The sequence below is a fragment of the Vreelandella sp. EE27 genome, assembly GCF_968206495.1.
In genome coordinates, this window is sequence record NZ_OZ309109.1 from 3,657,188 (window position 1) to 3,676,407 (window position 19,220).

The window sequence follows — 19,220 nt, forward strand, 5'->3', positions numbered from 1 at the left end:
AGCGGGCCTGCGGGGGCGTTAAACCGGGCAGGTATCGCTTATCACTCTTGCAAGGGATGCGCCAGGATGGCGCCTTGGGCATTCATGCGTTTTAAGTCAATGGGTTATCAACACCAAACCCGGCTTAGCCGGCTTTAGCTGCACCAATTCGGATCAATACAGGCTCGGCGCTGATCGTTTCTGATGCACCCGCCCACGCCATGCACCAAAAGCGTTTCATGGAGCCAGCACCTATGCACAAAAAAGCGCCCCGAAGGGCGCTTCAAAGCATGGGTGGAACGCGAACATCACACGGCGCGCTTGCGGCGCTTTTTGAGCAGCGGCAGCAAAAGCGACAAGAGCGCGACGGCGAGCAGCGAGAGCGAAATGGGCTTCTCGACGAAGGTCATCCAGTCGCCGCCGGAGATCTGCAGCGCCCGACGCATGGACTCCTCCATGATGTTGCCCAGAATCAGCGCAAGAATCAGCGGCGCGGCGGGAAAGCCGAATAAGCGCATCCCAAGGCCCAGCAGACCGAAGCCTAACAGCAGCAGCAGATCGAACACGCTGAAGCTCATGCCGTACACGCCGATCATGCAAAATATCAAAATCAGCGAGAGCAGCATCGCCCGGGGCAGATCGAGAATTTTGGCGATCAGGGGAATCAGCGGCAGGTTGAGCACCAGCAAGAAGATGTTGCCCACGTACATGCTCGCCACCACGCCCCAGAAGACGTCCGGGCGCTGTTCGAGCATCATCGGCCCCGGCGTCACGCCCATGACCAGAAGCGCGCCCAGCAGCACCGCCGTGGTGCCGGAGCCGGGCACACCCAGAGTGAGCAGCGGCACGAAGGAGCCGGTGCAGGCAGCGTTGTTGGCCGCTTCCGGCGCGGCCACGCCCTTTATGTTGCCCTTGCCGAAGGTATCGCCGTCTTTGGCGATGCGCTTTTCCATGCTGTAGCCCAGAAACGAGCCGATCGTGGCGCCGGCGCCGGGCAGCACGCCGGTGAAAAAGCCCAGCACCGAGCTTCGGCTGACCGGCCCGGCGATCTGCCCCACTTCCGAGCGGGTGAGCTTCAGCGAGCCGATGGCGTTACGCGGCGCTTCCTTGCCACCGCCGCCGCGCAGCAGCATGTAGAACACCTCGGCCAGCGCGAAGATACCCAGTGCCACCACCAGGAAATCGATGCCGTCGAGCAGCTGCGCCGAGCCAAAGGTATAGCGCTCGGTGCCGGTTTGCATATCGATGCCCACGATCGAAATCATCACGCCCACCACGGCGGCGATCAGGCCTTTCACCAGGGATTTGTCCGAAAGCGACACCACCGCGGTCAGCCCCAGCACCATCAGCGCGAAGTACTCCGCCGGGCCGAAGCTTACCGCCACTTTGGACAGAAGCGGCGCCACCAGCATCAGAAAGACCACCGAGACCGTACCGCCCACGAACGACGAGTAGGCGGCAATGGCCAGCGCCTTGCCCGCCAGGCCCTGCTTGGCCAAGGGGTAGCCATCGAAGGAGGTGGCCACGGTGCCCGCAACCCCTGGGGCGTTCAAAAGAATCGACGAGGTCGAGCCGCCGAAGATGGCGCCGTAGTACACCCCGGCCATCAGGATCAGCCCGGAGGAGGGTTCCATCGAGAAGGTGATCGGAATCATCAGCGCCAGCGCGCTGATCGGCCCAAGGCCCGGCAGCATGCCGATGATGGTACCGGCAAACACGCCGGCGAAAACGTAGGCGATATTGATCGGCTCGAGCGCGATGCCAAAGCCGTACATGAGATTGTTCAAGGCATCCATGGGCGTGTCTCTCGTTAGCAGCGTTTAGACGACGGCGCTTAAATCGGCAGTATGCCGGTGGGCAGGTAGACATCCATCACCCGCGTCATCAACAGATAAAGCCCCAGCACCACCGCCAGCGACACCGCCAGGTTCACCCCATGACGGCGGTAGCCGTAGTAGGCGGTCAGGCCCACGCACAAAAGCAGTGAGGCCACCACGAAACCCAGCGGCACGAGCAGCAGCGCGTAGGCGGCGATCGCCACCGAGGTCACGATGACGCGCGCCCAGGGGGTCAACAACAGCGGGCCTTGCTGGGCCTGCTCGTCGATCTCGTCGCTGCCGGCAATCGGCGCCGGCTTTTCGAAAAACAGAAACCCGGCCAGCAGCAGCAGCGTCACGCCGAGCGCTTTGGGAAAAAGGTCCGAGTCGACCGGGCGCGGCAGCGGAAACGTCGGCACCTGCCAGGCCATGGCCAGATACGCCGCCGCGAACACGGCAAGCACGAGGGCCAGCCACTGATTGGTGTTTAATCGCGTCATGAGGAGTCTCTTTCAAAAGAAGGGCCGCGAAGGTAGGGCTAGCGCCCGCCTTTCAGGCCAGCGTTTCAGGCACACGACCCCGGCGGCCCATACGGCCACCGGGGTCGTAACGCGACGGCCGTTTTACTGGCGCAGAAGGCCCAGGTCGCTTAGCACGCTGCTGAACTGCTCCTGCTGCGCGTCCAGGAAGTCACCGAACGCGTCGCTGTCCTGGTAGGCGTCGATCCAGCCGAGCTGATCCCGGGCCTCTTGCCAGCCGTCGGTCTCGAGCATCTCGGCGAAGAGCTCTTCGTAGTAGGCGACCGCCTCTTCGGGCATATCCGGGGCGCCCATTACGCCGCGCCAGATATCGAAGGTGTAGTCCACGCCCTGTTCCTGGTAGGTGGGTACATCGGCAAGCCCGCCGCCCAGGCGCTCCGGCGAAGAAACGCCGAGGGCGCGCAGCTGGCTGCCTTCACCCAGCTGGCCAACGGATTCGCCGGCGCCGGTGATCACCGCTTCGACGTGACCGCCCATCAGGTTGGTCATGGCGTCGCCGCCGCCGGAGAAGGGAATGTAGTTGACGCTGGAGGCGTCGAGCCCCGCCGCCGAGGCCACGCCCGCCATGGAGATATGATCCATCGAGCCCGGGGCGCTGCCGCCGCCCACACTCAGATTGGGGTTCTCTTCAAGCGCTTCGAACAGGTCGTTGAGGTCCTGATACTCGGAATCCTCGGCCACCAGAATGATCGAGTAGTCGGTGATCAGCCGCGCCACCGGGGTGAAGTCGGTGTGGTCGTAGCGCGAGGCGCCGGCCAGCGGTACCAAAATGATGGGCGGGCTGGTGGCGAAGAGCTTGTGGGGGTTGCCGTCGTCGCGGGCGATCTGCGCCCAGGCGACCGCCCCGCCGCCGCCGGGGACGTTGATAGCGGCGTAGTTCTCGTCCGCCAGGCCTTCTTGCTGGATGACGCGAGACACCGTACGTACCAGGGTATCCCAGCCGCCGCCCGGGTTGGCGGGGGCGATGAATTCGACGGATTTACTCGGCGTCCACTCCTGAGCCTGGGCGGAGGACCCCGCGGCAGCCAGCAGGGCAGCGGGCAGGGCCAGCAGAGCGAGACGTTTTGAGGGCGTGGTCTTTAAAAATAGCGTCATGGCGTTCTCCACGTGTCGGTGTTGTTATGATCTTTACGTCGCGAACGTTAGAAGACCCAGGCGGGCCGAAACAAGCTTGTGGTCATAAACGCTAAAAAATTCTTTATGGGCATTTTGTTCATTTTGTTCACGCTCGATAACCGATGCCCTGGAAGATGGACTGCTTCAGGATAGCGCGGGGGTATCCACGAGCCGGTAGCGCCGCTCCGGGCGCCCCACATCGCCGTAGCCCAGCTCGGCGACGACGCGCTGCTCGGCGACCAGAAATTCCAGATAGCGCCGCGCCGTCGAGCGGCTAGCCCCCAGGGCGTGGGCGACCTGCACCGCGGTCAGCGCCGTGGCATCGGCGGCCAGCGCGGCCACGACGCGATCCAGCGTCAACCGGTCGATGCCCTTGGGCAGCGCCTGGGGCTCGGCTTTATGAGCGCTTTCGGGCGTGAGCCTGGCCAGCACCTGGTCCAGCTCCCATTGGTTCATCTCCCCGCGGTTCGCCATGGCTTCACGCTCGCGGCGAAAGCGAGTCAGCATCCGAGTCATCCGCGAGGCTTCGATGGGTTTGATCAAATAGTCGAATACGCCGCCGCGCAGCGCCTCGGAAATCGTCTCCACCTCTTTGGCCGCGGTTACCATGACGATATCCACGCGGGTGTAGTGCCGGCGAATGGTCCATAGAAGCTCCAGCCCCTCGACATCGGGCAGGTAGGCATCCAATAGCACCAGATGAATCGAATCCGACCGGGCGTCGAGCAGCGCCTTCGCTTCCCGGGCCGTGCGCGCGGAGCCGGCTACGTAAAACCCGTCGCTTTGCTCGATGAAGGCCTGGTGGATGTCGGCGATGCGAAAGTCGTCTTCGACGACCAGAATGCCGTACTGCGTATTAGTCATGCCGTGTCCCCTTCGGCGTTATCTTGTTATCACTCGACGCGCCCCTCAAGGCGCGGTACTGCAAAGCGACCGGTCCAGCACCGCGATAAAGCACGCCCCGCCCAGCTCGCTCTCTTCCAGCGTGACCGCCCCGCCGTTTTGGCGGCAAAGCCTGGCCACCAAAGCAAGCCCAATGCCCCGGTGGCTGCCGCTCTTGGTCGAAAAACCCTCGTCAAAAATGGTGCTCGCGTGCTCCGGTGCCACACCGGCCCCGTTATCTTCCACCTCGATCAGTAGCTGCTCGCCCAAGTCCGTGAAAAAAAGCCGCACGGTCGGCGTGCTCGCCAGGGGCCCATTGAGCGCGGCAAAGCAGGCGTTGTCGAGCAGATTGCCGACCACGCTCATCATCACCTCCTGGCCGCTTGGCGTAAGCGGCTGAGAGAGCGAGCTTTGCTCGTCGATTTCGAGCGCAACGCCAAGCTCGCGGGCCCGGGTCAGCTTGCCCAAAAGCGTACCGCTTAGCACCGTATCGGCGACATGGGCTATCAAAAAACTCATTTGCGCTTGAGCGCGCTCGGTTTCCTGGTGAATCAGCTTGAGCGCCTCCTGGGTGCGCTCGAGCTGCAAAAGCCCGGAGATGGTATAGAGCTTGTTGGAGAACTCATGGGCCTGGGCGCGCAGCATGTCCACATCGCGGCTTGCCTGAGTCAGCGCCTGGGAAAGGTCGATGATTTCCCGCCGGCTTCTAAAGGTCGCCACCGCGCCTTCGATGTCGTCGCCGTCGAGAATCGGCACGCGATTGACCACCACCGGATGATCGCCCAGCCACATCTGCTGATCGAACTCCTGCTCGCCGTTTTTGAGCACTTCAAGCAGCCGGGAATTCGGGACCACTTCGCGAATCGGCTGGCCCAGCAGCACGTGGTCGTCGGGAAGTTTGAGAAAGCGGCGCGCCTGCTGGTTGACCAGCGTGATATGGCCTTCCCGATTGACTGCCAAAATGCCCTCGTGGATGGACTGCAGGATGGCCTCTTTTTCGATTGCGATGCGCGCGATCTCGTAGGGTTCGAGCCCTAAAATCACTTTTTTGAGATGCTGGGAGAGCCAGTAGGCGCCGGCAAAGCCGAGCAAAATCATCAGCGCCACCAGCACCCAGCTCAGGGTGGTATAGCGCGCGGCGTCCAGGGCCACCCGGTCGGTCATGAACCCCACCGACACCAGGCCGATGATATTGCCCTCGTTATCCCAGACAGGCGCCTTGCCGCGCATCGCCGTGCCCAGCGTCCCCGTGGCTTCGGAAATGTACGACTGCCCGTAGATCAGCGCCTGTTCGTTGTCGCCGCCGACCATGCGCTGGCCCAGGCGCTCGGGCACCGGGTGGGAATAGCGAATCGAGCGGGCGTTGCCTACCACCACGTAGCGCGCCCCGGTCTCCTGGCGCACCCGCTCGGCCAGCGGCTGGATGATGCCCGCCGGGTCCGGCGCGGCGAAGGCCTCGACGATACTCGGCATCCCCGCCACGGTTTTCGCAACGGCCAGCGCCCGTTCGCCCATCTGCTGGGTGACGATATCGGTTTTGCGGTGGTTGAGGTAGGCGCCCTGGGCCAGCAGCATCCCGGCCAGCAAAAAACCCACCAGCAGCATCACCTGTAGGCGGAAACTGCGTTTATACCAGCGGCGCCTGGAACGCGGCCGCCGGGCAGGATTGAGATCGGCAAGCGAGCGGGGCCGGGAAGTCGTCATAAGGGGAACTCAACGTGCGCGGTGGCGTCATTATGGCACGCAGCGCGAAGCCACGGTAACCTATGGCGCTTTTGCCTACCCGAGCGCTGGCTCGCTTTCGTCAATTTCAGGGAAAAAAGCTAACGTGCTTACTTTATTAAGAAGCAGTGTGCTGGTGAGTTGGCCGCTTTTTGCAGGCGTGGCGATGGCCAATCCGTTCTACGCCCCGCCGCCGCCGGAAGAGGCTTCGCCGAATTTCACCGGCGATGCCGAGCTTGGTTTCACCCATCTTTCGGGCAATACCGACAGCCAGACCCTGATCGGCAAGACGCGCCTGACCTGGCTGACCGGGGATCTGACCCATTCGCTGCGCGGCGAGGTGCGCAACGTCACCAAGGACGGCGAAACCAGCGCCGAGCAGTACCTGCTGGCCGGGCGCGAGCGCTTCGATTTCAACGGCCCGCACTACCTGTTTGGCTTCGCCCGCTGGGAGAAGGACCGCTTTGCCGGCTACGACCAGCAGCTCTCGGTGATCGGCGGCTACGGCCGCCAGCTGCTATCCGGCGAACCCCATTCGCTTTCGCTGGAGGCGGGGCCGGGCTACCGTGACGACCGGCTGCGCGACAACGATAACGAGCGCCTGGCGGTGGCCTACAGCGCGCTGGCCTACCGTTATGGGTTTTCCGAGTACACCGAGTTCGAGCAGGAGATGTCCGTCGAGTACACCGACTCCAACACCACTTCGCGCTCGTTTACCTCGCTGACCGCTCGGGTGAGTGCGCGCATCTCCATGCGCCTGTCCCACGAGATCAAACACAACTCAGAGCCGCCGGAAGACGCCAGCGAGCGCACCGACAACACCACCAGCGCCTCGCTTTTGTACCGCTGGTAGCGCGCTAGCTTTTACGGGCCGCGACGGCCTTATTGACCGCGGTGTGCCCAGCCGGTCATGCGCTTTTCAAGCACCGCGAAGAGCTCGTACATCACCATGGCCATGGCGCTGATCACGATCAAGCCCGCAAACACCAGCCCCATGCGCATCTGCGAGCCCGCGCTCATCATCAAGTAGCCGATCCCCTGGTTCGAGGCCACGGTTTCCGAGACCACCGTGCCCACGAAGGCCAGCGTAATCGCCACCTTCAGCGAGGCGAAAAAATACGGCAGCGAGCGCGGCAGGCCCACTTTCAAGAGCACGTCCATGCGCCGCGCCCCCAATACCCGCAGCACGTCCTCCATTTCCGGCTCCAGGGTGGCAAGGCCGGTGGCCACGTTGACCACGATGGGAAAAAAGCAGATCAAGAACGCGGTCAGAATCGCCGGCACGGAGCCGATGCCGAACCACACCACCAGGATAGGCACAAAGGCCACCTTGGGAATGGCGTTGAAGCCGACCAGCAGCGGGTAGCAGGCGTTATACAAAAAGCGCGACGAGCCAATGATGAAGCCAAGCGCGAGCCCCACGGCCACCCCCAGGCCAAAGCCGATCAGCGTAGTCCAGAAGGTTTGCCAGGAGTGGACGCCGATGGGCCCGGCGTAGTCGATGAGCGCTTGGCCGGTGTCCAGGGCGCTGGGGAAGATGAAGCTGGGCACATCGAAAAGCCGCACGGTGACTTCCCACACCACAATCAGCACCAGCACGGCGATCCAGGGCGCCAGGCGTTCGGCGGATTTACTCGGTTGTTTCATGAAAGAGCCTCAAGTTGCGCGCACATCGCCGATCCGGCCGCGCAGTTCGTGCACCAGATCGATAAAGGGCTTCTCGTAAGTGGATTCGATCGAGCGCGGGCGAGGAAGATCGATCGCGCGTTTTTCGATCACCCGGCCCGGCCGGGGGCTCATCACGTACACCGTATCCGCCAGAAACGCCGCCTCGCGCAGATCGTGGGTGACCAGCACCACGGTGAAGCGCTGCGCCTCCCATAAGTCGCGCAGCACGCACCAGAGCTCCTCACGGGTGAAGGCGTCCAGCGCACCGAAGGGCTCGTCGAGCATCAAAAGGCGCGGCTGGTGAATCAGCGCCCGGCAAATCGAGGCGCGCTGCTGCATACCGCCGGAGAGCTGCCAGGGGTATTGGTCTTCATAACCGGCCAAGCCCACCGTCTCGAGGAGTTGGCGCGCCCAGCCGACGAACTCCTCGCGGCGTTTGCGAAACTGGTGGCGGTAGGGTTTGACGATCTCCAGCGGCAGAAGCACGTTGTCGAGCGTGGTGCGCCAGGGCAGCAGGTTGGCGTTTTGAAACGCCATGCCCGATATCTTGAGCGGCCCGGTCACGGCGCTGCCATCCACACTTATCGCGCCGCTGGTGGGCGCGTGAAGGCCGGTGCAAAGCTTCATGAAGGTCGACTTACCGCACCCCGATGGCCCCACGAAGGCGACGAACTCGCCCTCAGAGATGCCCAGATCGATGGCTTCGATGGCGTTATCCACCCCGTCATAGGAGAGACTGACGTCATCGAAACGGACGAACGCTTGCGACATTACTCGGCCTCCAGCCACATCCGCTCATCCAGCGGCGGTAGATAACGCGAGGTAAAGACCTGCTCATTGGTCGGCGTCGAGGGTAGCTCGAACGCCTCGGCGACCAGCGCAATGGCCTGCTCGAGACGCTCGCCGTCCACATCGCCGACGCCGTTTTCGCGGGCATCCGCCGTATCGACTACGCTATCGAGGGCCAATTTGAGGCGCCGCGTTTCCATCTCGGCGTCGATCAAGCCGTCGCGGTTTTGCACGTATTGGATGGCCGCGTCCGGGTCGTCCATGGTTTCTTGCAGGGCGCGGTTGAAAGCGCGCAGGAAGCCCTCGACGGCCTCCGGGTGCTCCTCGGCGAAGTCCTGGCTTGCGATGATGGCGTTGCCGTAAAGTGGCACCCCGTACTCCGGAAAGGGCATGATGGTCAGCTCCTCCTCGGCCAGGCCGCGCTCCTCCAGGTTCAAGAGGCTGGTAAAGTAAAAGCCCGTAATCGCATCGACATCGCCCCGGGTAAGCAGCGTTTCCCGCAGGGTCGGGTCGACGTTTTGCCACTCGACCGCGTCAGATTCGAGGTCGTTGGCGTTGGCAAAGATCTGCCAGGCGCGGTAGCCGGTATCGAAGGCGGGGGCGGCGATAGTCTTGCCAGCCAGGTCCTTTGGTGTTTCGATACCGCTGCCCTTGCGCGCGAAGACCGCCGCCGGGGTGCCGTCGTAAACGATATAGACGCCCTGAATACCCGGGCCATCCGGGTTCTCGGCGAGAAATTCGATCAGCGCGTTGAGATCGCCAAAGCCCATTTCGTAGGCCCCGGAGGCGACCCGGTTGATCGCCCCGGCGGAACCGCTGCCCGAGTCGATCTGAACGTCCAGGCCTTCATCGGTGAAATAGCCCTTCTCCTCGGCCATGAGGAAGGGGGCGGCCGGGCCCTCGAAGCGCCAATCCAGCTGAAAGCGAATGGGCGTGTCGGCCATGGCCGAGGCGGGCAGCAGCAAAAGCGCGGCAACGCCCGCCCAACGCGGTGAAAAAGCACCTTTATATGTCTGAATGGGGAAGAAACAGCAAGCCATGGTGAGCACCTTGTATACGATCGAACGAGTCCTGAACTCTGCAGCAACGCTGCCATTATTTGGCTTGTGCATTAAAATCAGTCAGTTAAAAGAGGCTTTTCAAGGAGGTCCTTATTTTTATTGCGCCAAAAAGGTGCGGATGAAATTATTTATCGCACCAAAGCAAAACACGTTAGACTTTGGTCTACAGCGCTTGTATACTAAACGCTGTTTCCTGTCCTCGCGCCATTTCCCCAATGGCGCTTTTTTTTATCCAGATTTTGCCTACGCTCTACGCAAAACAAACGGCTTTCTCTCGTCCCACCAAAGGTGTTCTTCTTGATGAATAAACCGGCTCACGACGGTGAAAGCCGCAGGCGTTCTACGCTAGGCGATCCCGTCGTACTTACTCTAAGTATTGGATTCATCGTGGTTTTTCTCGCGATGTCGTTTTTTGATCTGGACCTGGTCGCCGATACGATCAGCGAAGGCTTTGCCTGGAGCGCGCTCACTTTCGGCACCTACTTCCAGTTTTTGATGCTGGTGACGTTCTTCATTGCCATTGGGCTTGCGCTGACCCCGGCGGGCAAGGCCAAAATCGGCGATCTCGATGCACCAGAAATGAGCACTTTCAAGTGGATTTCGATCATCTTGTGTACGCTGCTCGGCGGGGGTGGCGTCTTTTTCGCCGCCGGTGAGCCGATCTATCACTTCGTGAACGTGCCACCCGCCTTCGACACCGACCCGGGCGTGCGCGCTGCCGTGCCCGGAGCGCTTGCGCAGTCGTTTACCCACTGGGGGTTCGTTGGCTGGGCGATTCTGGGCTCGCTCACCGCGATCGTGCTGGCCCACGCTCACTACGTAAAAGGCCAGCCGCTACAGCCCCGCACCCTGCTCTACCCGGTATTCGGCGAGCGTTTGATGAGCGGCCCGTTGGGCGGGCTCGTCGACGCCTTTTGCGTGATTGCCGTGGTGGCGGGCACCGTCGGGCCGATCGGTTTTCTGGCGACCCAGGTCAGCCATGGCCTTGAGGTGCTGTTCGGGCTGCCCAACACCTTCGTTACACGACTTTCGGTTCTGCTAGCCTTGGGCATTGTGTACGTGCTTTCCGGGGTCAGCGGCGTGCATAAGGGCATGCAGCTCTTGAGCCGCTTCAACGTCATGCTGGCGCTGGGCATCGGCGCGGTCGTCTTTTTGTTCGGGCCGACGCTGTTTCTGTTCGACACATACTTCGGCGCTATGGGCACCTATTTCGATGACTTCTTCCGCATGGTGACCATGACCTCCCAGACCGCGCCGGCGGATTGGATGCAGTGGTGGACCGTGTTCTTCTACGCCTGGTTTATCGCCTTCGCCCCCTTGATGGCCATTTTCGTGGCACGTATCTCCCGCGGGCGCACCATTCGCGAGATGATTCTGGCCGTGGCAGTCATCGCCCCGCTCGCCACCACGGTCTGGTTCACCCTGCTGGGCGGCTCGGGCATTTACTACCAGTTGACCGGCGTGATCGAATTGACCGAGGCGCTGCAGGGCTTCCAGTTCGACATTGCCACCCTCACCCTGGCCCAGGCATTGCCCGGTGGCATCTGGATGGCGCTGGCGATTTTGCTGCTCACCACCATTTTTGTGGCCACGACCGGCGACTCCATGAGCTACTCGATTGCCATGGTCGGCGCCGGCCACGACGAACCCAGCCCGTTTTTGCGTGCCTTCTGGGGCGTGGTCATGGCGATCATGGCCGCGGTGCTGCTGGCCATGCGTGAAGGCCAGATCGCCGCGCTCCAGCAGTTCATCGTGATCACCGCGGTGCCGGTATCGCTGATTCTTCTTCCCTCGCTCTGGAACGGCCCACAGGCGGCTTATGCCATGGCGCGGGAACAGGGTATTATCGACTAGCCCCCACCGCCGGTCAGGCCTTTAGCGCGCGCAATACCGCCTGCATGGAGGCCCGTTCGCGCTCGGCGTAAAGCGCCAGCTCGTCGATGACCGGCGCCCCGAGCGCCTCTTCGAACGCCTGGCGGTTGGCGTTACCGGCATAGGCCGCGTTTTCGCCACCGCCCAGGTTGGATTGAAAGATGCCCGCCGCACTCACCGGTAGAAAATCCTCGTAGGTGATCGGCTGGGCCTCGACCAGCCCCTGGTGAATCAGCGCTTCGATATCGCCACTGTGCTGGCCGCTGGCCGCCTGGCCTGCGTCGGTCAGGCGGTAGTGGAAGTAGCCCAAACCTTCACGGCGCATTTCCTCGAAGCTATCCGGCATCGTTTCAAACGCCTGGCTCATCACTGCCTGGTAGGCGTTATTGTCCAACCCCTGAGCCCGCGTGCGGCCTTCGCTCAAAAGCTGGTCGTAAAGCGCCCGCCCCTTGGGCGTCAAGGCCATGCCACGCTGTTCGATCTCACCAAAGCGGGCGGTGTGTTTGCCCTCGGTAGCCCCGCTAAAGCGGATCGACTCTTCCAGCGCTTTAAAACTGGTTTGTCGCAGCAAGACGGGGCACGCCCGTGGCGGCGGCCCTTCGATCACCGCCTTTGGATTCATACCTTCATGGGGCATGCGCCGCTGCACCTCGTCGATATCCAGCGTGCGCGGCGTCAGGTGGTTGATGTGCGGGCCATGAAAGCAGACGACATCGGCAATCAAGCGGTGCTCGTCGTGAAGCGCCTGGTAGGTGTCCAGATCGACCGTACTTTCCTGATGCCAACGGAAGGTCTCCAGCGCCTCGGTCACGAAGGCCTCGGCCTCTTCCTCGCTCAAACCGCCCTGGGTTTCGAAGCGCTCGATCAACGCCCGCGCTTTGGAGGTGAAAATGTCCCGCTCGGCCAGAATCGCCTCGGCCCGGGCTCTGAGCGTATCGCTTTCGATCAGCTCCATGCGCAAAAGCGAGGTAAAGACGCGAAAGGGGTTACGGGCCAGGGCATCGTCGTCGATGGGGCGAAAGGCGGTGGAGTGCACCGGCACCCCCGCTTCGGAAAGATCGTAGTAGCCCACCGGATGCATACCCATCACGGCAAACAAGCGGCCGAGCATGGCCAATTCGTCGGCGGTGCCTACGCGAATGGCGCCATGGCGCTCGACGCTTAGCCGGGTCAGCTCGTCCTGGGCTTGTAAACGCCGGCGAAGCCTTGGCTGGCACTCGAGCGTCTCCTTGTTGACCTGATCGACCAACGCCAGCAGCGTGCCGTACTGCGGCACCTCCGCCTGGTACATGGCCGACATCGCCTTGGAGAAACGATCGCGCACCTCATCGGTGGATAGAAACGAGCTTTGAGCCATGGCGCTGCCTCACTGTGTTGTAGGGAGATTCCCCTTATCAAAGCAAACAAGTGCGGCGCACCACAAACGAAATAACACGCGACGCCCTGCTTTCGGCAATGGCGTCGCGTGATTTTTTAGAAGTCAGGCTAGAAAGGAAGGCTTGGGGGCGTTGGAGCTTACAGCCCCTGCAACAAGCGCAGGATCATCTGGGGCTGCTGGTTGGCCTGGGCCAGGATGGCGATGCCGGCCTGCTGGAGAATCTGCGCACGCACCATATTGGAGGCTTCCCGAGCGTAGTCGGCGTCCTGGATGCGTGACTGGGCGGCGGATAGATTGACGATACTGTTGCCCAGGCCATCGATCACGCTCTCGAAACGGTTTTGCGTAGCGCCGAAGTAGCTTCGCTGGCGGTCGAGCTTGCCAATCGCTTCATCCAAAAGCGCCATGGGCTTTTCCGTGGCCTCTCCTTGAAGTACGCTAAAACCGTCGAGGCCCAGCGCCTGACGGTCCATCGACATCATGCGCACGCTGATGCTGTCGCCGGGGTTGGCGCCGGTCTGAATGGAAAATTCCCGGGTGCCGCTAAGCAGCTTGTTGCCGTTGAAGTTGGTTTGGCCCGCGATGCGGTCGATCTCGTCCAGGCGCTGGTCGATCTCGTCCTGGATCGAGCGTTTGTCCTTGGCGGAGTAAGTGTCGCTTGAGGCCTGTACGCTCAGCTCGCGGATGCGCTGCAGGTTATCGTTGATTTGATTTAGCCCGCCCTCGGCGGTTTGCACCAGGGAGATACCGTCATTGGTATTGCGAATGGCTTGGTCCATGCCGCGCATTTGCGCGCCCATGCGGTTGGCAATCGCCTGCCCGGCCGGGTCATCCTTGGCGCTATTGATCCGCAGCCCTGAAGAGAGCCGCTGCATGGAGGTCTGCATCATCTGCTGGCTGGTGCGCAGGTTGTTCTGCACCAATAAGGAGCCAATATTCGTATTGAGACTAAACAATTCAGGCCCTCTGTTGGGCAGCTCGACTGCACGGCTCTAGAAATAGAAGCAATACTGATATCGGCCTGAATTTTAAAAAACTTAATATTTAATGAATTTATTGGGCCTGACACTCGAAATTATTCTAACTTAGCTAAATATTTTATTTATTCGCATTAAGAAAACTGCTTGATAGTCGAGTTTACCAATTAGTAAAAGCACCATCCCGCCTGCGCAGGTGAGGCATCTCTGAGTGCTGAAAAGGCATTGCATCAGCCAGCTCGACCTCGTCCACATCGATGCCAAGACCCGGCTCGTTAGGTAAAATAAAATCTGCCCCATCCAACTTTAAACGCCTCAAAAAAATCGGTGAGTCTTGACGTGAAGCATTATCTTCACCCGGTGTTTCCCAACACTCGAGGAAGCTGTGGTTACGCAAGGTAGCCGCCATGTGAACAGTCGCTGCCGTGCATATTGGCCCTAAAGGATTGTGCGGCATTACTTCCAAACCATGCGCTGCACTCCAGGCACCTACCCGCATCGCTTCAGTAAAACCGCCTACATTGCAGATATCTATACGAGCGAAATCACACAACCCTTGCTCTATGTAGGGGCTAAATTGAAACGATGATGAAAACTCTTCACCGATCGCAAACGGTACATGCGTTAGGCGTCTTAAACCTTGATAAGCCAACGGGGCCTCATCTCGAATGGGCTCCTCGACGAAATCGAGCTGCGCGCCCTCGGCACGCGCCATAAAAGAAGCCGCTTCAGCCACTGAAAAACGATGGTGCAAATCAATCCCTAACATGAGCCGATTGCCAAGCGCACGGCGCGCTTGGACAAGTATCTCTGGCCATCGGGCAATGGCGTCTTGAGGGTCAAAGCGGGGCGGTGCATCGGTGCGCCACCCCAAACGTAGACAGCTCCATCCTTTACTCATGGCATGAGAAGCTAAAGAAATCAGTTCATCTTCATCATCGGCACGTACACAACCAAAGGTCTTTACTCTGTCCCGGCATGCCCCACCTAATAATGCATGCACCGGCAGATCCAGCGCTTTACCAGCGATATCATACAAGGCGATGTCTATCGCTGACATCAGCGCCGCGGCTACTCGGTCCCGAGACCGATTCGGTAAACCCTGATAGGCTTCCCAAATCGCTCCGGGCTGCAAAGGGTCGCGCCCTTCGAGCCAGTCTCCTAGATCTTCGAGGCACCCTGCTACGGCTAACTCTCGACTGGAAAAGCCTGACTCTCCCCAGCCCGTCACGCCGCACACGGTACGTACAGCAATAAGCAGTTGGTTTCTGTCACCAACCCAAACTGGATAAGCCGTTACTGATGCGATTTTCATAGTGCCCCCTACCAGTTTGTAAAGGCGCCGTTTCTACGCCTTAAATGCGGTGGTTCCGACCACCTGAAGGACGCCGACTTGAGTCGCTCCTCATCGACCTCTACTCCTAATCCAACTCCCTTTGGCACAGGATAAGAGGCCCCTTCAAGACGTAACTGAGCAGGAAAAAGCGCTTGCTCATCAAAGCCTAAATCCCTTTCGACCGGTGTTTGACGGCATTCAAGCCATGAAAAATTCGGTATCGCAGCCGCCAGATGAACGCTGGCGGCGGTGCAGATCGGACCCAATGGATTATGGGGCATGAGGTCGATATAGTGCGCCTCCGCCCAACCCGCGATCTTTAACGCTTCCGTGAAGCCGCCGACATTGCAAATATCCAAACGAGCATATTGCAAAATATCGTGTTCAAGGTATGGCATGAACTGCCACTTGGAAGAGAACTCCTCGCCAATAGCAAAAGGAATTTCCGTTAATCGGCGCAGGCTTTCATAAGCAGACGGCGACTCATCTCTAATGGGTTCCTCTAAAAAATCGATAGCTCCGCGTGGAAGCTTTTGACAGAAAGATGCGGCTTCCGCGACGCTTAAGCGGTGATGATATTCAACGCCCAGCACTGGCTCGGTTCCGAGTTCCTCGCGAGCGATAGCGACCCATTCCGCCGTTTTGGCAATAGAGTCACGAGGCTCGAACTCTTGCTCGTTTTTCTGCCCATCAGCCATGAAGCGAATGCAGTTCCAACCGGCCTTTATTAACTCTCGCGCTTGGGCAATCATGTCTTCACCAGGATCAGCACTGGTCGTTGCAAAGGTAGGTACCGAATGTCGGTGTGCACCACCCAGAAGCTGGTAAACGGGCACGCCAAGCGCTTTACCCTTGATATCATGAAAGGCGATATCGAGCGCAGATATTGCAGCACTCAAGACCCTGCCGCCTTCGAAATACTGACTACGGTACATTTCCTGCCAAAGCGCGCCAGCATTCATGGGGTCACGTCCTAAAAGAAACTCGCGGTAATGCTCGAGCGCCCCCATTACGGCTTTTTCACGGAAGGATAGGCCCGACTCTCCCCAGCCATAAATACCTTCATCTGTTTCAACCTTCACCAGAAGCTGATTGCGAACTCCAACTCTGATCGGGTAGCACTTGATAGCCGTAATCTTCACTATTGTAATCCTTTAGATTAGTTCAAAAGACCGGGTAGCCATATTGTAAGAGGTGGCCAGAGGACTAATGCCACAATCACTGCAAGCTCTACAAGAATGAAAGGTGTCAAAGCTTTTACCAGAGGCAGCATTCGAACATTGCCGATTTTCATTAGGATAAAGAGCACCACCCCAAAGGGCGGAGTAATCAAACCAAGAGCCAACGTTAGCATTACGACCAGTGCCGCCTGTATAGGGTCGATTCCTAAAAGAGTGATAGAAGGCATAAGCAAAGGAACGAATATGATCAATGCTGCGCCAATATCGATAAACATACCCAGCACCAGCATCAATAGCATGATGCCCAGCAGGAAAAGCGTCGGGTTACTCTCGAAATAAGGAGCTAGAGAAGAAACCAACCCACCAATTCCCAGCAAGTTCAACGCGAATGACAGGATAGCGGCTGATGCTACCAACAAATAAATCGCAGCCGTCATCCGGCCAGAAACGACGACGGCGTTCCATAAATCGCGCATGCTCATGGAACGCAGCACGAAAAGCCCTAACAATGCCGCCACCACCACGGCAATACCGCCTCCTTCTGTTGCGGTAAAAGCCCCGGTAATCATTCCCCCTACTATGAATACCGGAAGTGCCGCGACAACCACTCCCTCGAGCAACAGTTTCGGCAACTCCGCGCGTTTCACTTCGATAATTGACTTAGGCAGACCTGACCGTAGAGCTTGTACAAAAACGACAGACAAACAGCCACCCGCTAATAAAAGCCCGGGAATAATGCCAGCCACGAAAAGGTCTACAATCGACAAACCGGTAACGGCCGCCATGATAATGGCGAGTCCAGAAGGGGGAATGATAGGACCGATAATGGAAGAAGCAGCGGTCACTGCTGCCGAATAAGGTCGCGTATACCCTTCATGGGGCATTACTTTCATAAAAAAACGCCCTAACGCACTTGCATCCGCAATGGCCGCTCCCGAAATTCCGGCAAACATTACTGACGTACCAATATTGGTATAAGCCGTACCACCACTCACCCGCCCTGTAAAAAGCGAGGTAAGCCGAATGAGCCGCTCGGTAATACCACTGCGGTTCATGATCTCGGCTGCCAGGATATAAAAGGGCATAGCAAGAAATATGAAACTATCGACACCGCCAAAAAAGCGCGTGATGATAACGGGTATCGGTATACCTGCAAGCCATATACCCAGCGTACCTCCCAACCCTAATGCAAATGCAATGGGCACACCTACGAATACCAATGCAAAACATACTGCCGCAACCCATGCCATTAGATCGGCTCCTTTTCGGAAGTATGCTGATCAAAGCCGGTTATCCAACATAACGTGATTTGAACGATCATTAGCGCCCCCCCGATAGGCAGTGCCATATAAGGAACGACCATGGGGAGGCCAGAGGCTGCTGCGCTTTGGCGAGTATTGGCCAGTGCTGCTGGCCAGCCATACAAAACCAGCAACATACAAAAAATCATGGCCACACCGTAAAGCAGACTGCGCACAATATGCTGCAGGCGCCCAGAAAACATATCGGGCACAGCGTCGACAGCCATATGCTCTCCACGATAGATAGCAGCCGTGCCACCCAACATCATTATCCAAGGCATGCTATAGCGCATTATCTCTTCGGCCCAACCAAAAGAACTGCCTAAAATGTAGCGGCTAAAGACCTGCCCAAAGTTGAGCAGGCAAACGATGATGAAAATAACCGCAGCACTTACTTCACAAAACCGAGCCAAGCGGCATGTTAGTTGTCGAGCAAACATGGCAAGCCTCCAATGAAAAAATTAGCAACGGTTAATTAGCAGATTCATACAGCGATTCTTCCGCTTCGGCGACGGCTGCCTCAATATGCTGTAACACCTCCTCACCCACTTCCCCCGCCACAAAGTTACGAACGGGTTCGTAAACCACATCCCGAAAAAGCTGCTTCTCTTCGGGAGTTGATATATGTACCTGAACACCTCTCTCTTCGATTTCAGCAAGCGCCTGCCAATCTCCTATGGTCTTTTCTACATTTTCCACGGCGGCGAAAAGTTTGGCGCCATCCATAACGATCTGCTGGTGAGCCGTTGATAAGCTCTCAAACCAGTCGTCATTGGCAACGACAATATGTAATCCAAAAATGTGCTCGTTAAGCGTCAGATACTCGGACACATCCGCCGCCCCACCAGACAAATGCACCGGAGGCGGGCTTTCCAGCCCATCGACCACGCCCTGTTGCACGGCCATAACAGCTTCCGAACCTGCAATGGGTGTAGCATCAGCACCAAGCGCTTCTACCATTTCCATATAGACAGGACTTTCCATGGTACGAATTTTCATACCCTGCATATCCGAAGGCTCAATTATCTGCTGGCCATTGTTCATGAAAGACCTAAAGCCACTTTGCGAAAAAGCGAGTGCCCGAATACCTGTTTGTTGACGAATATCGGTGAGCATCCAACGGCCAAACTCTCCCTGCATAACTTCCCAAGCTACTGGAGCAGAAGGGAAAAGATACGGCATCGACCAAGCTTGGATAGCAGGATAAAAACCTGCAAAGGCCCCATCGGAAGGTAGCGTCATCTCCAGGGTACCTTGCTGAACCATCTCGGTCGTTTCGCGAACAGACCCCATTTGATTGCCAGGAAAAAGACGTACCGATAGTTCTCCCCCACTTTTGTTTTCGACATACTCCTTAAATGCGGAAGCTGCATTGAACTCAGGGTTATCACCTTCGTACATTTCGAATGCGAATTTAATTTCATTGGCTTGAACGGCAAGGCTTATGGTTAAAAGCGATGCGGCGAGTGTGGCGCGCTTGAGGGCTGGAAACATTGTTAATTCTCCTGTTTATTTTGATTGTTTACACATAATTTCATATAAATTACACACAATCAACAGGCTTTTGATCATCTATTTAATAGTGCATACTGTCTCAAACGA

The 19,220-nt window shown here is 58.6% G+C and carries 17 protein-coding genes; 2 read left to right on the plus strand and 15 right to left on the minus strand.

Annotated elements, in window-relative coordinates:
• Positions 1-287: 287 nt before the first annotated feature.
• From ACWHVV_RS17155 to ACWHVV_RS17175, 5 genes are all read right to left on the minus strand, one after another.
• Positions 288-1,775 carry a tripartite tricarboxylate transporter permease gene (locus ACWHVV_RS17155; protein ID WP_447927289.1) on the minus strand — a complete coding sequence of 496 codons (1,488 nt, stop codon included), beginning with the start codon at positions 1,773-1,775 and terminating at the stop codon, positions 288-290.
• Positions 1,776-1,813: 38 nt separating this feature from the next.
• Positions 1,814-2,296 carry a tripartite tricarboxylate transporter TctB family protein gene (locus tag ACWHVV_RS17160; RefSeq protein WP_447927290.1) on the minus strand — a complete coding sequence of 161 codons (483 nt, stop codon included), beginning with the start codon at positions 2,294-2,296 and terminating at the stop codon, positions 1,814-1,816.
• Positions 2,297-2,419: 123 nt separating this feature from the next.
• A complete protein-coding gene (locus ACWHVV_RS17165; RefSeq protein ID WP_447927291.1) occupies positions 2,420-3,430 on the minus strand; it encodes a tripartite tricarboxylate transporter substrate binding protein in 1,011 nt (336 codons plus the stop codon).
• 165 nt (positions 3,431-3,595) lie between these two features.
• Positions 3,596-4,315, minus strand: coding sequence for a response regulator (locus ACWHVV_RS17170; RefSeq protein ID WP_447927292.1), 720 nt, complete (start codon positions 4,313-4,315; stop codon positions 3,596-3,598).
• 45 nt (positions 4,316-4,360) lie between these two features.
• Complete coding sequence (locus tag ACWHVV_RS17175; protein WP_447927293.1) at positions 4,361-6,037, minus strand: ATP-binding protein; 1,677 nt, start codon at positions 6,035-6,037, stop codon at positions 4,361-4,363.
• Between the two features lie 184 nt (positions 6,038-6,221).
• Here ACWHVV_RS17175 and ACWHVV_RS17180 point away from each other — a divergent pair, with 184 nt between their 5' ends.
• Positions 6,222-6,908 (plus strand): DUF481 domain-containing protein, encoded by a 687-nt coding sequence (locus tag ACWHVV_RS17180; RefSeq protein ID WP_447530557.1) that lies wholly within the window; start codon positions 6,222-6,224, stop codon positions 6,906-6,908.
• A 29-nt stretch (positions 6,909-6,937) separates the two neighbouring features.
• On the opposite strand, the gene ACWHVV_RS17185 is transcribed toward ACWHVV_RS17180, so the two are convergent.
• From ACWHVV_RS17185 to ACWHVV_RS17195, 3 genes are read right to left on the minus strand one after another with little or no spacing between them, the layout of a single operon-like run.
• Positions 6,938-7,702 (minus strand): ABC transporter permease, encoded by a 765-nt coding sequence (locus tag ACWHVV_RS17185; protein ID WP_447927294.1) that lies wholly within the window; start codon positions 7,700-7,702, stop codon positions 6,938-6,940.
• 9 nt (positions 7,703-7,711) lie between these two features.
• On the minus strand, positions 7,712-8,494 hold the full coding sequence (locus ACWHVV_RS17190) for an ABC transporter ATP-binding protein (RefSeq protein ID WP_447927295.1): 783 nt from the start codon (positions 8,492-8,494) through the stop codon (positions 7,712-7,714).
• A complete protein-coding gene (locus ACWHVV_RS17195) occupies positions 8,494-9,552 on the minus strand; it encodes an ABC transporter substrate-binding protein (RefSeq protein ID WP_447927296.1) in 1,059 nt (352 codons plus the stop codon). Before ACWHVV_RS17195 ends, ACWHVV_RS17190 begins: the two co-directional genes overlap by 1 nt.
• A gap of 321 nt (positions 9,553-9,873) precedes the next feature.
• Between ACWHVV_RS17195 and ACWHVV_RS17200 the strand changes: the two genes are divergently transcribed.
• Positions 9,874-11,427: a BCCT family transporter gene (locus ACWHVV_RS17200; protein ID WP_447927297.1), complete on the plus strand. Its 1,554-nt coding sequence runs from the start codon at positions 9,874-9,876 to the stop codon at positions 11,425-11,427.
• 13 nt (positions 11,428-11,440) lie between these two features.
• On the opposite strand, the gene hglS is transcribed toward ACWHVV_RS17200, so the two are convergent.
• From hglS to ACWHVV_RS17235, 7 genes are all read right to left on the minus strand, one after another.
• Positions 11,441-12,802 carry a 2-oxoadipate dioxygenase/decarboxylase HglS gene (gene hglS / locus ACWHVV_RS17205; RefSeq protein WP_447927298.1) on the minus strand — a complete coding sequence of 454 codons (1,362 nt, stop codon included), beginning with the start codon at positions 12,800-12,802 and terminating at the stop codon, positions 11,441-11,443.
• A 158-nt stretch (positions 12,803-12,960) separates the two neighbouring features.
• Positions 12,961-13,779 carry a flagellin N-terminal helical domain-containing protein gene (locus tag ACWHVV_RS17210; RefSeq protein ID WP_447927299.1) on the minus strand — a complete coding sequence of 273 codons (819 nt, stop codon included), beginning with the start codon at positions 13,777-13,779 and terminating at the stop codon, positions 12,961-12,963.
• Positions 13,780-13,960: 181 nt separating this feature from the next.
• Positions 13,961-15,115: a mandelate racemase/muconate lactonizing enzyme family protein gene (locus ACWHVV_RS17215; RefSeq protein WP_447927300.1), complete on the minus strand. Its 1,155-nt coding sequence runs from the start codon at positions 15,113-15,115 to the stop codon at positions 13,961-13,963.
• A gap of 8 nt (positions 15,116-15,123) precedes the next feature.
• On the minus strand, positions 15,124-16,278 hold the full coding sequence (locus ACWHVV_RS17220; RefSeq protein WP_447927301.1) for a mandelate racemase/muconate lactonizing enzyme family protein: 1,155 nt from the start codon (positions 16,276-16,278) through the stop codon (positions 15,124-15,126).
• Positions 16,279-16,295: 17 nt separating this feature from the next.
• On the minus strand, positions 16,296-17,567 hold the full coding sequence (locus ACWHVV_RS17225; RefSeq protein ID WP_447927302.1) for a TRAP transporter large permease: 1,272 nt from the start codon (positions 17,565-17,567) through the stop codon (positions 16,296-16,298).
• Positions 17,567-18,058 (minus strand): TRAP transporter small permease, encoded by a 492-nt coding sequence (locus ACWHVV_RS17230; RefSeq protein WP_447927303.1) that lies wholly within the window; start codon positions 18,056-18,058, stop codon positions 17,567-17,569. The genes ACWHVV_RS17225 and ACWHVV_RS17230 overlap by 1 nt, the downstream gene beginning before the upstream one ends.
• A 31-nt stretch (positions 18,059-18,089) precedes the next feature.
• Positions 18,090-19,112, minus strand: coding sequence for a TRAP transporter substrate-binding protein (locus ACWHVV_RS17235; protein WP_447927304.1), 1,023 nt, complete (start codon positions 19,110-19,112; stop codon positions 18,090-18,092).
• Positions 19,113-19,220 lie beyond the last annotated feature (108 nt).

Coding starts and splice junctions, on each gene's coding strand:
- ACWHVV_RS17155 (WP_447927289.1), bottom strand. CDS start 1,775: ATGGATGCCTTGAACAATCTCATGTACGGCTTTGGCATCGCGCTCGAG.
- ACWHVV_RS17160 (WP_447927290.1), bottom strand. CDS start 2,296: ATGACGCGATTAAACACCAATCAGTGGCTGGCCCTCGTGCTTGCCGTG.
- ACWHVV_RS17165 (WP_447927291.1), bottom strand. CDS start 3,430: ATGACGCTATTTTTAAAGACCACGCCCTCAAAACGTCTCGCTCTGCTG.
- ACWHVV_RS17170 (WP_447927292.1), bottom strand. CDS start 4,315: ATGACTAATACGCAGTACGGCATTCTGGTCGTCGAAGACGACTTTCGC.
- ACWHVV_RS17175 (WP_447927293.1), bottom strand. CDS start 6,037: ATGACGACTTCCCGGCCCCGCTCGCTTGCCGATCTCAATCCTGCCCGG.
- ACWHVV_RS17180 (WP_447530557.1), top strand. CDS start 6,222: ATGGCCAATCCGTTCTACGCCCCGCCGCCGCCGGAAGAGGCTTCGCCG.
- ACWHVV_RS17185 (WP_447927294.1), bottom strand. CDS start 7,702: ATGAAACAACCGAGTAAATCCGCCGAACGCCTGGCGCCCTGGATCGCC.
- ACWHVV_RS17190 (WP_447927295.1), bottom strand. CDS start 8,494: ATGTCGCAAGCGTTCGTCCGTTTCGATGACGTCAGTCTCTCCTATGAC.
- ACWHVV_RS17195 (WP_447927296.1), bottom strand. CDS start 9,552: ATGGCTTGCTGTTTCTTCCCCATTCAGACATATAAAGGTGCTTTTTCA.
- ACWHVV_RS17200 (WP_447927297.1), top strand. CDS start 9,874: ATGAATAAACCGGCTCACGACGGTGAAAGCCGCAGGCGTTCTACGCTA.
- hglS (WP_447927298.1), bottom strand. CDS start 12,802: ATGGCTCAAAGCTCGTTTCTATCCACCGATGAGGTGCGCGATCGTTTC.
- ACWHVV_RS17215 (WP_447927300.1), bottom strand. CDS start 15,115: ATGAAAATCGCATCAGTAACGGCTTATCCAGTTTGGGTTGGTGACAGA.
- ACWHVV_RS17225 (WP_447927302.1), bottom strand. CDS start 17,567: ATGGCATGGGTTGCGGCAGTATGTTTTGCATTGGTATTCGTAGGTGTG.
- ACWHVV_RS17230 (WP_447927303.1), bottom strand. CDS start 18,058: ATGTTTGCTCGACAACTAACATGCCGCTTGGCTCGGTTTTGTGAAGTA.
- ACWHVV_RS17235 (WP_447927304.1), bottom strand. CDS start 19,112: ATGTTTCCAGCCCTCAAGCGCGCCACACTCGCCGCATCGCTTTTAACC.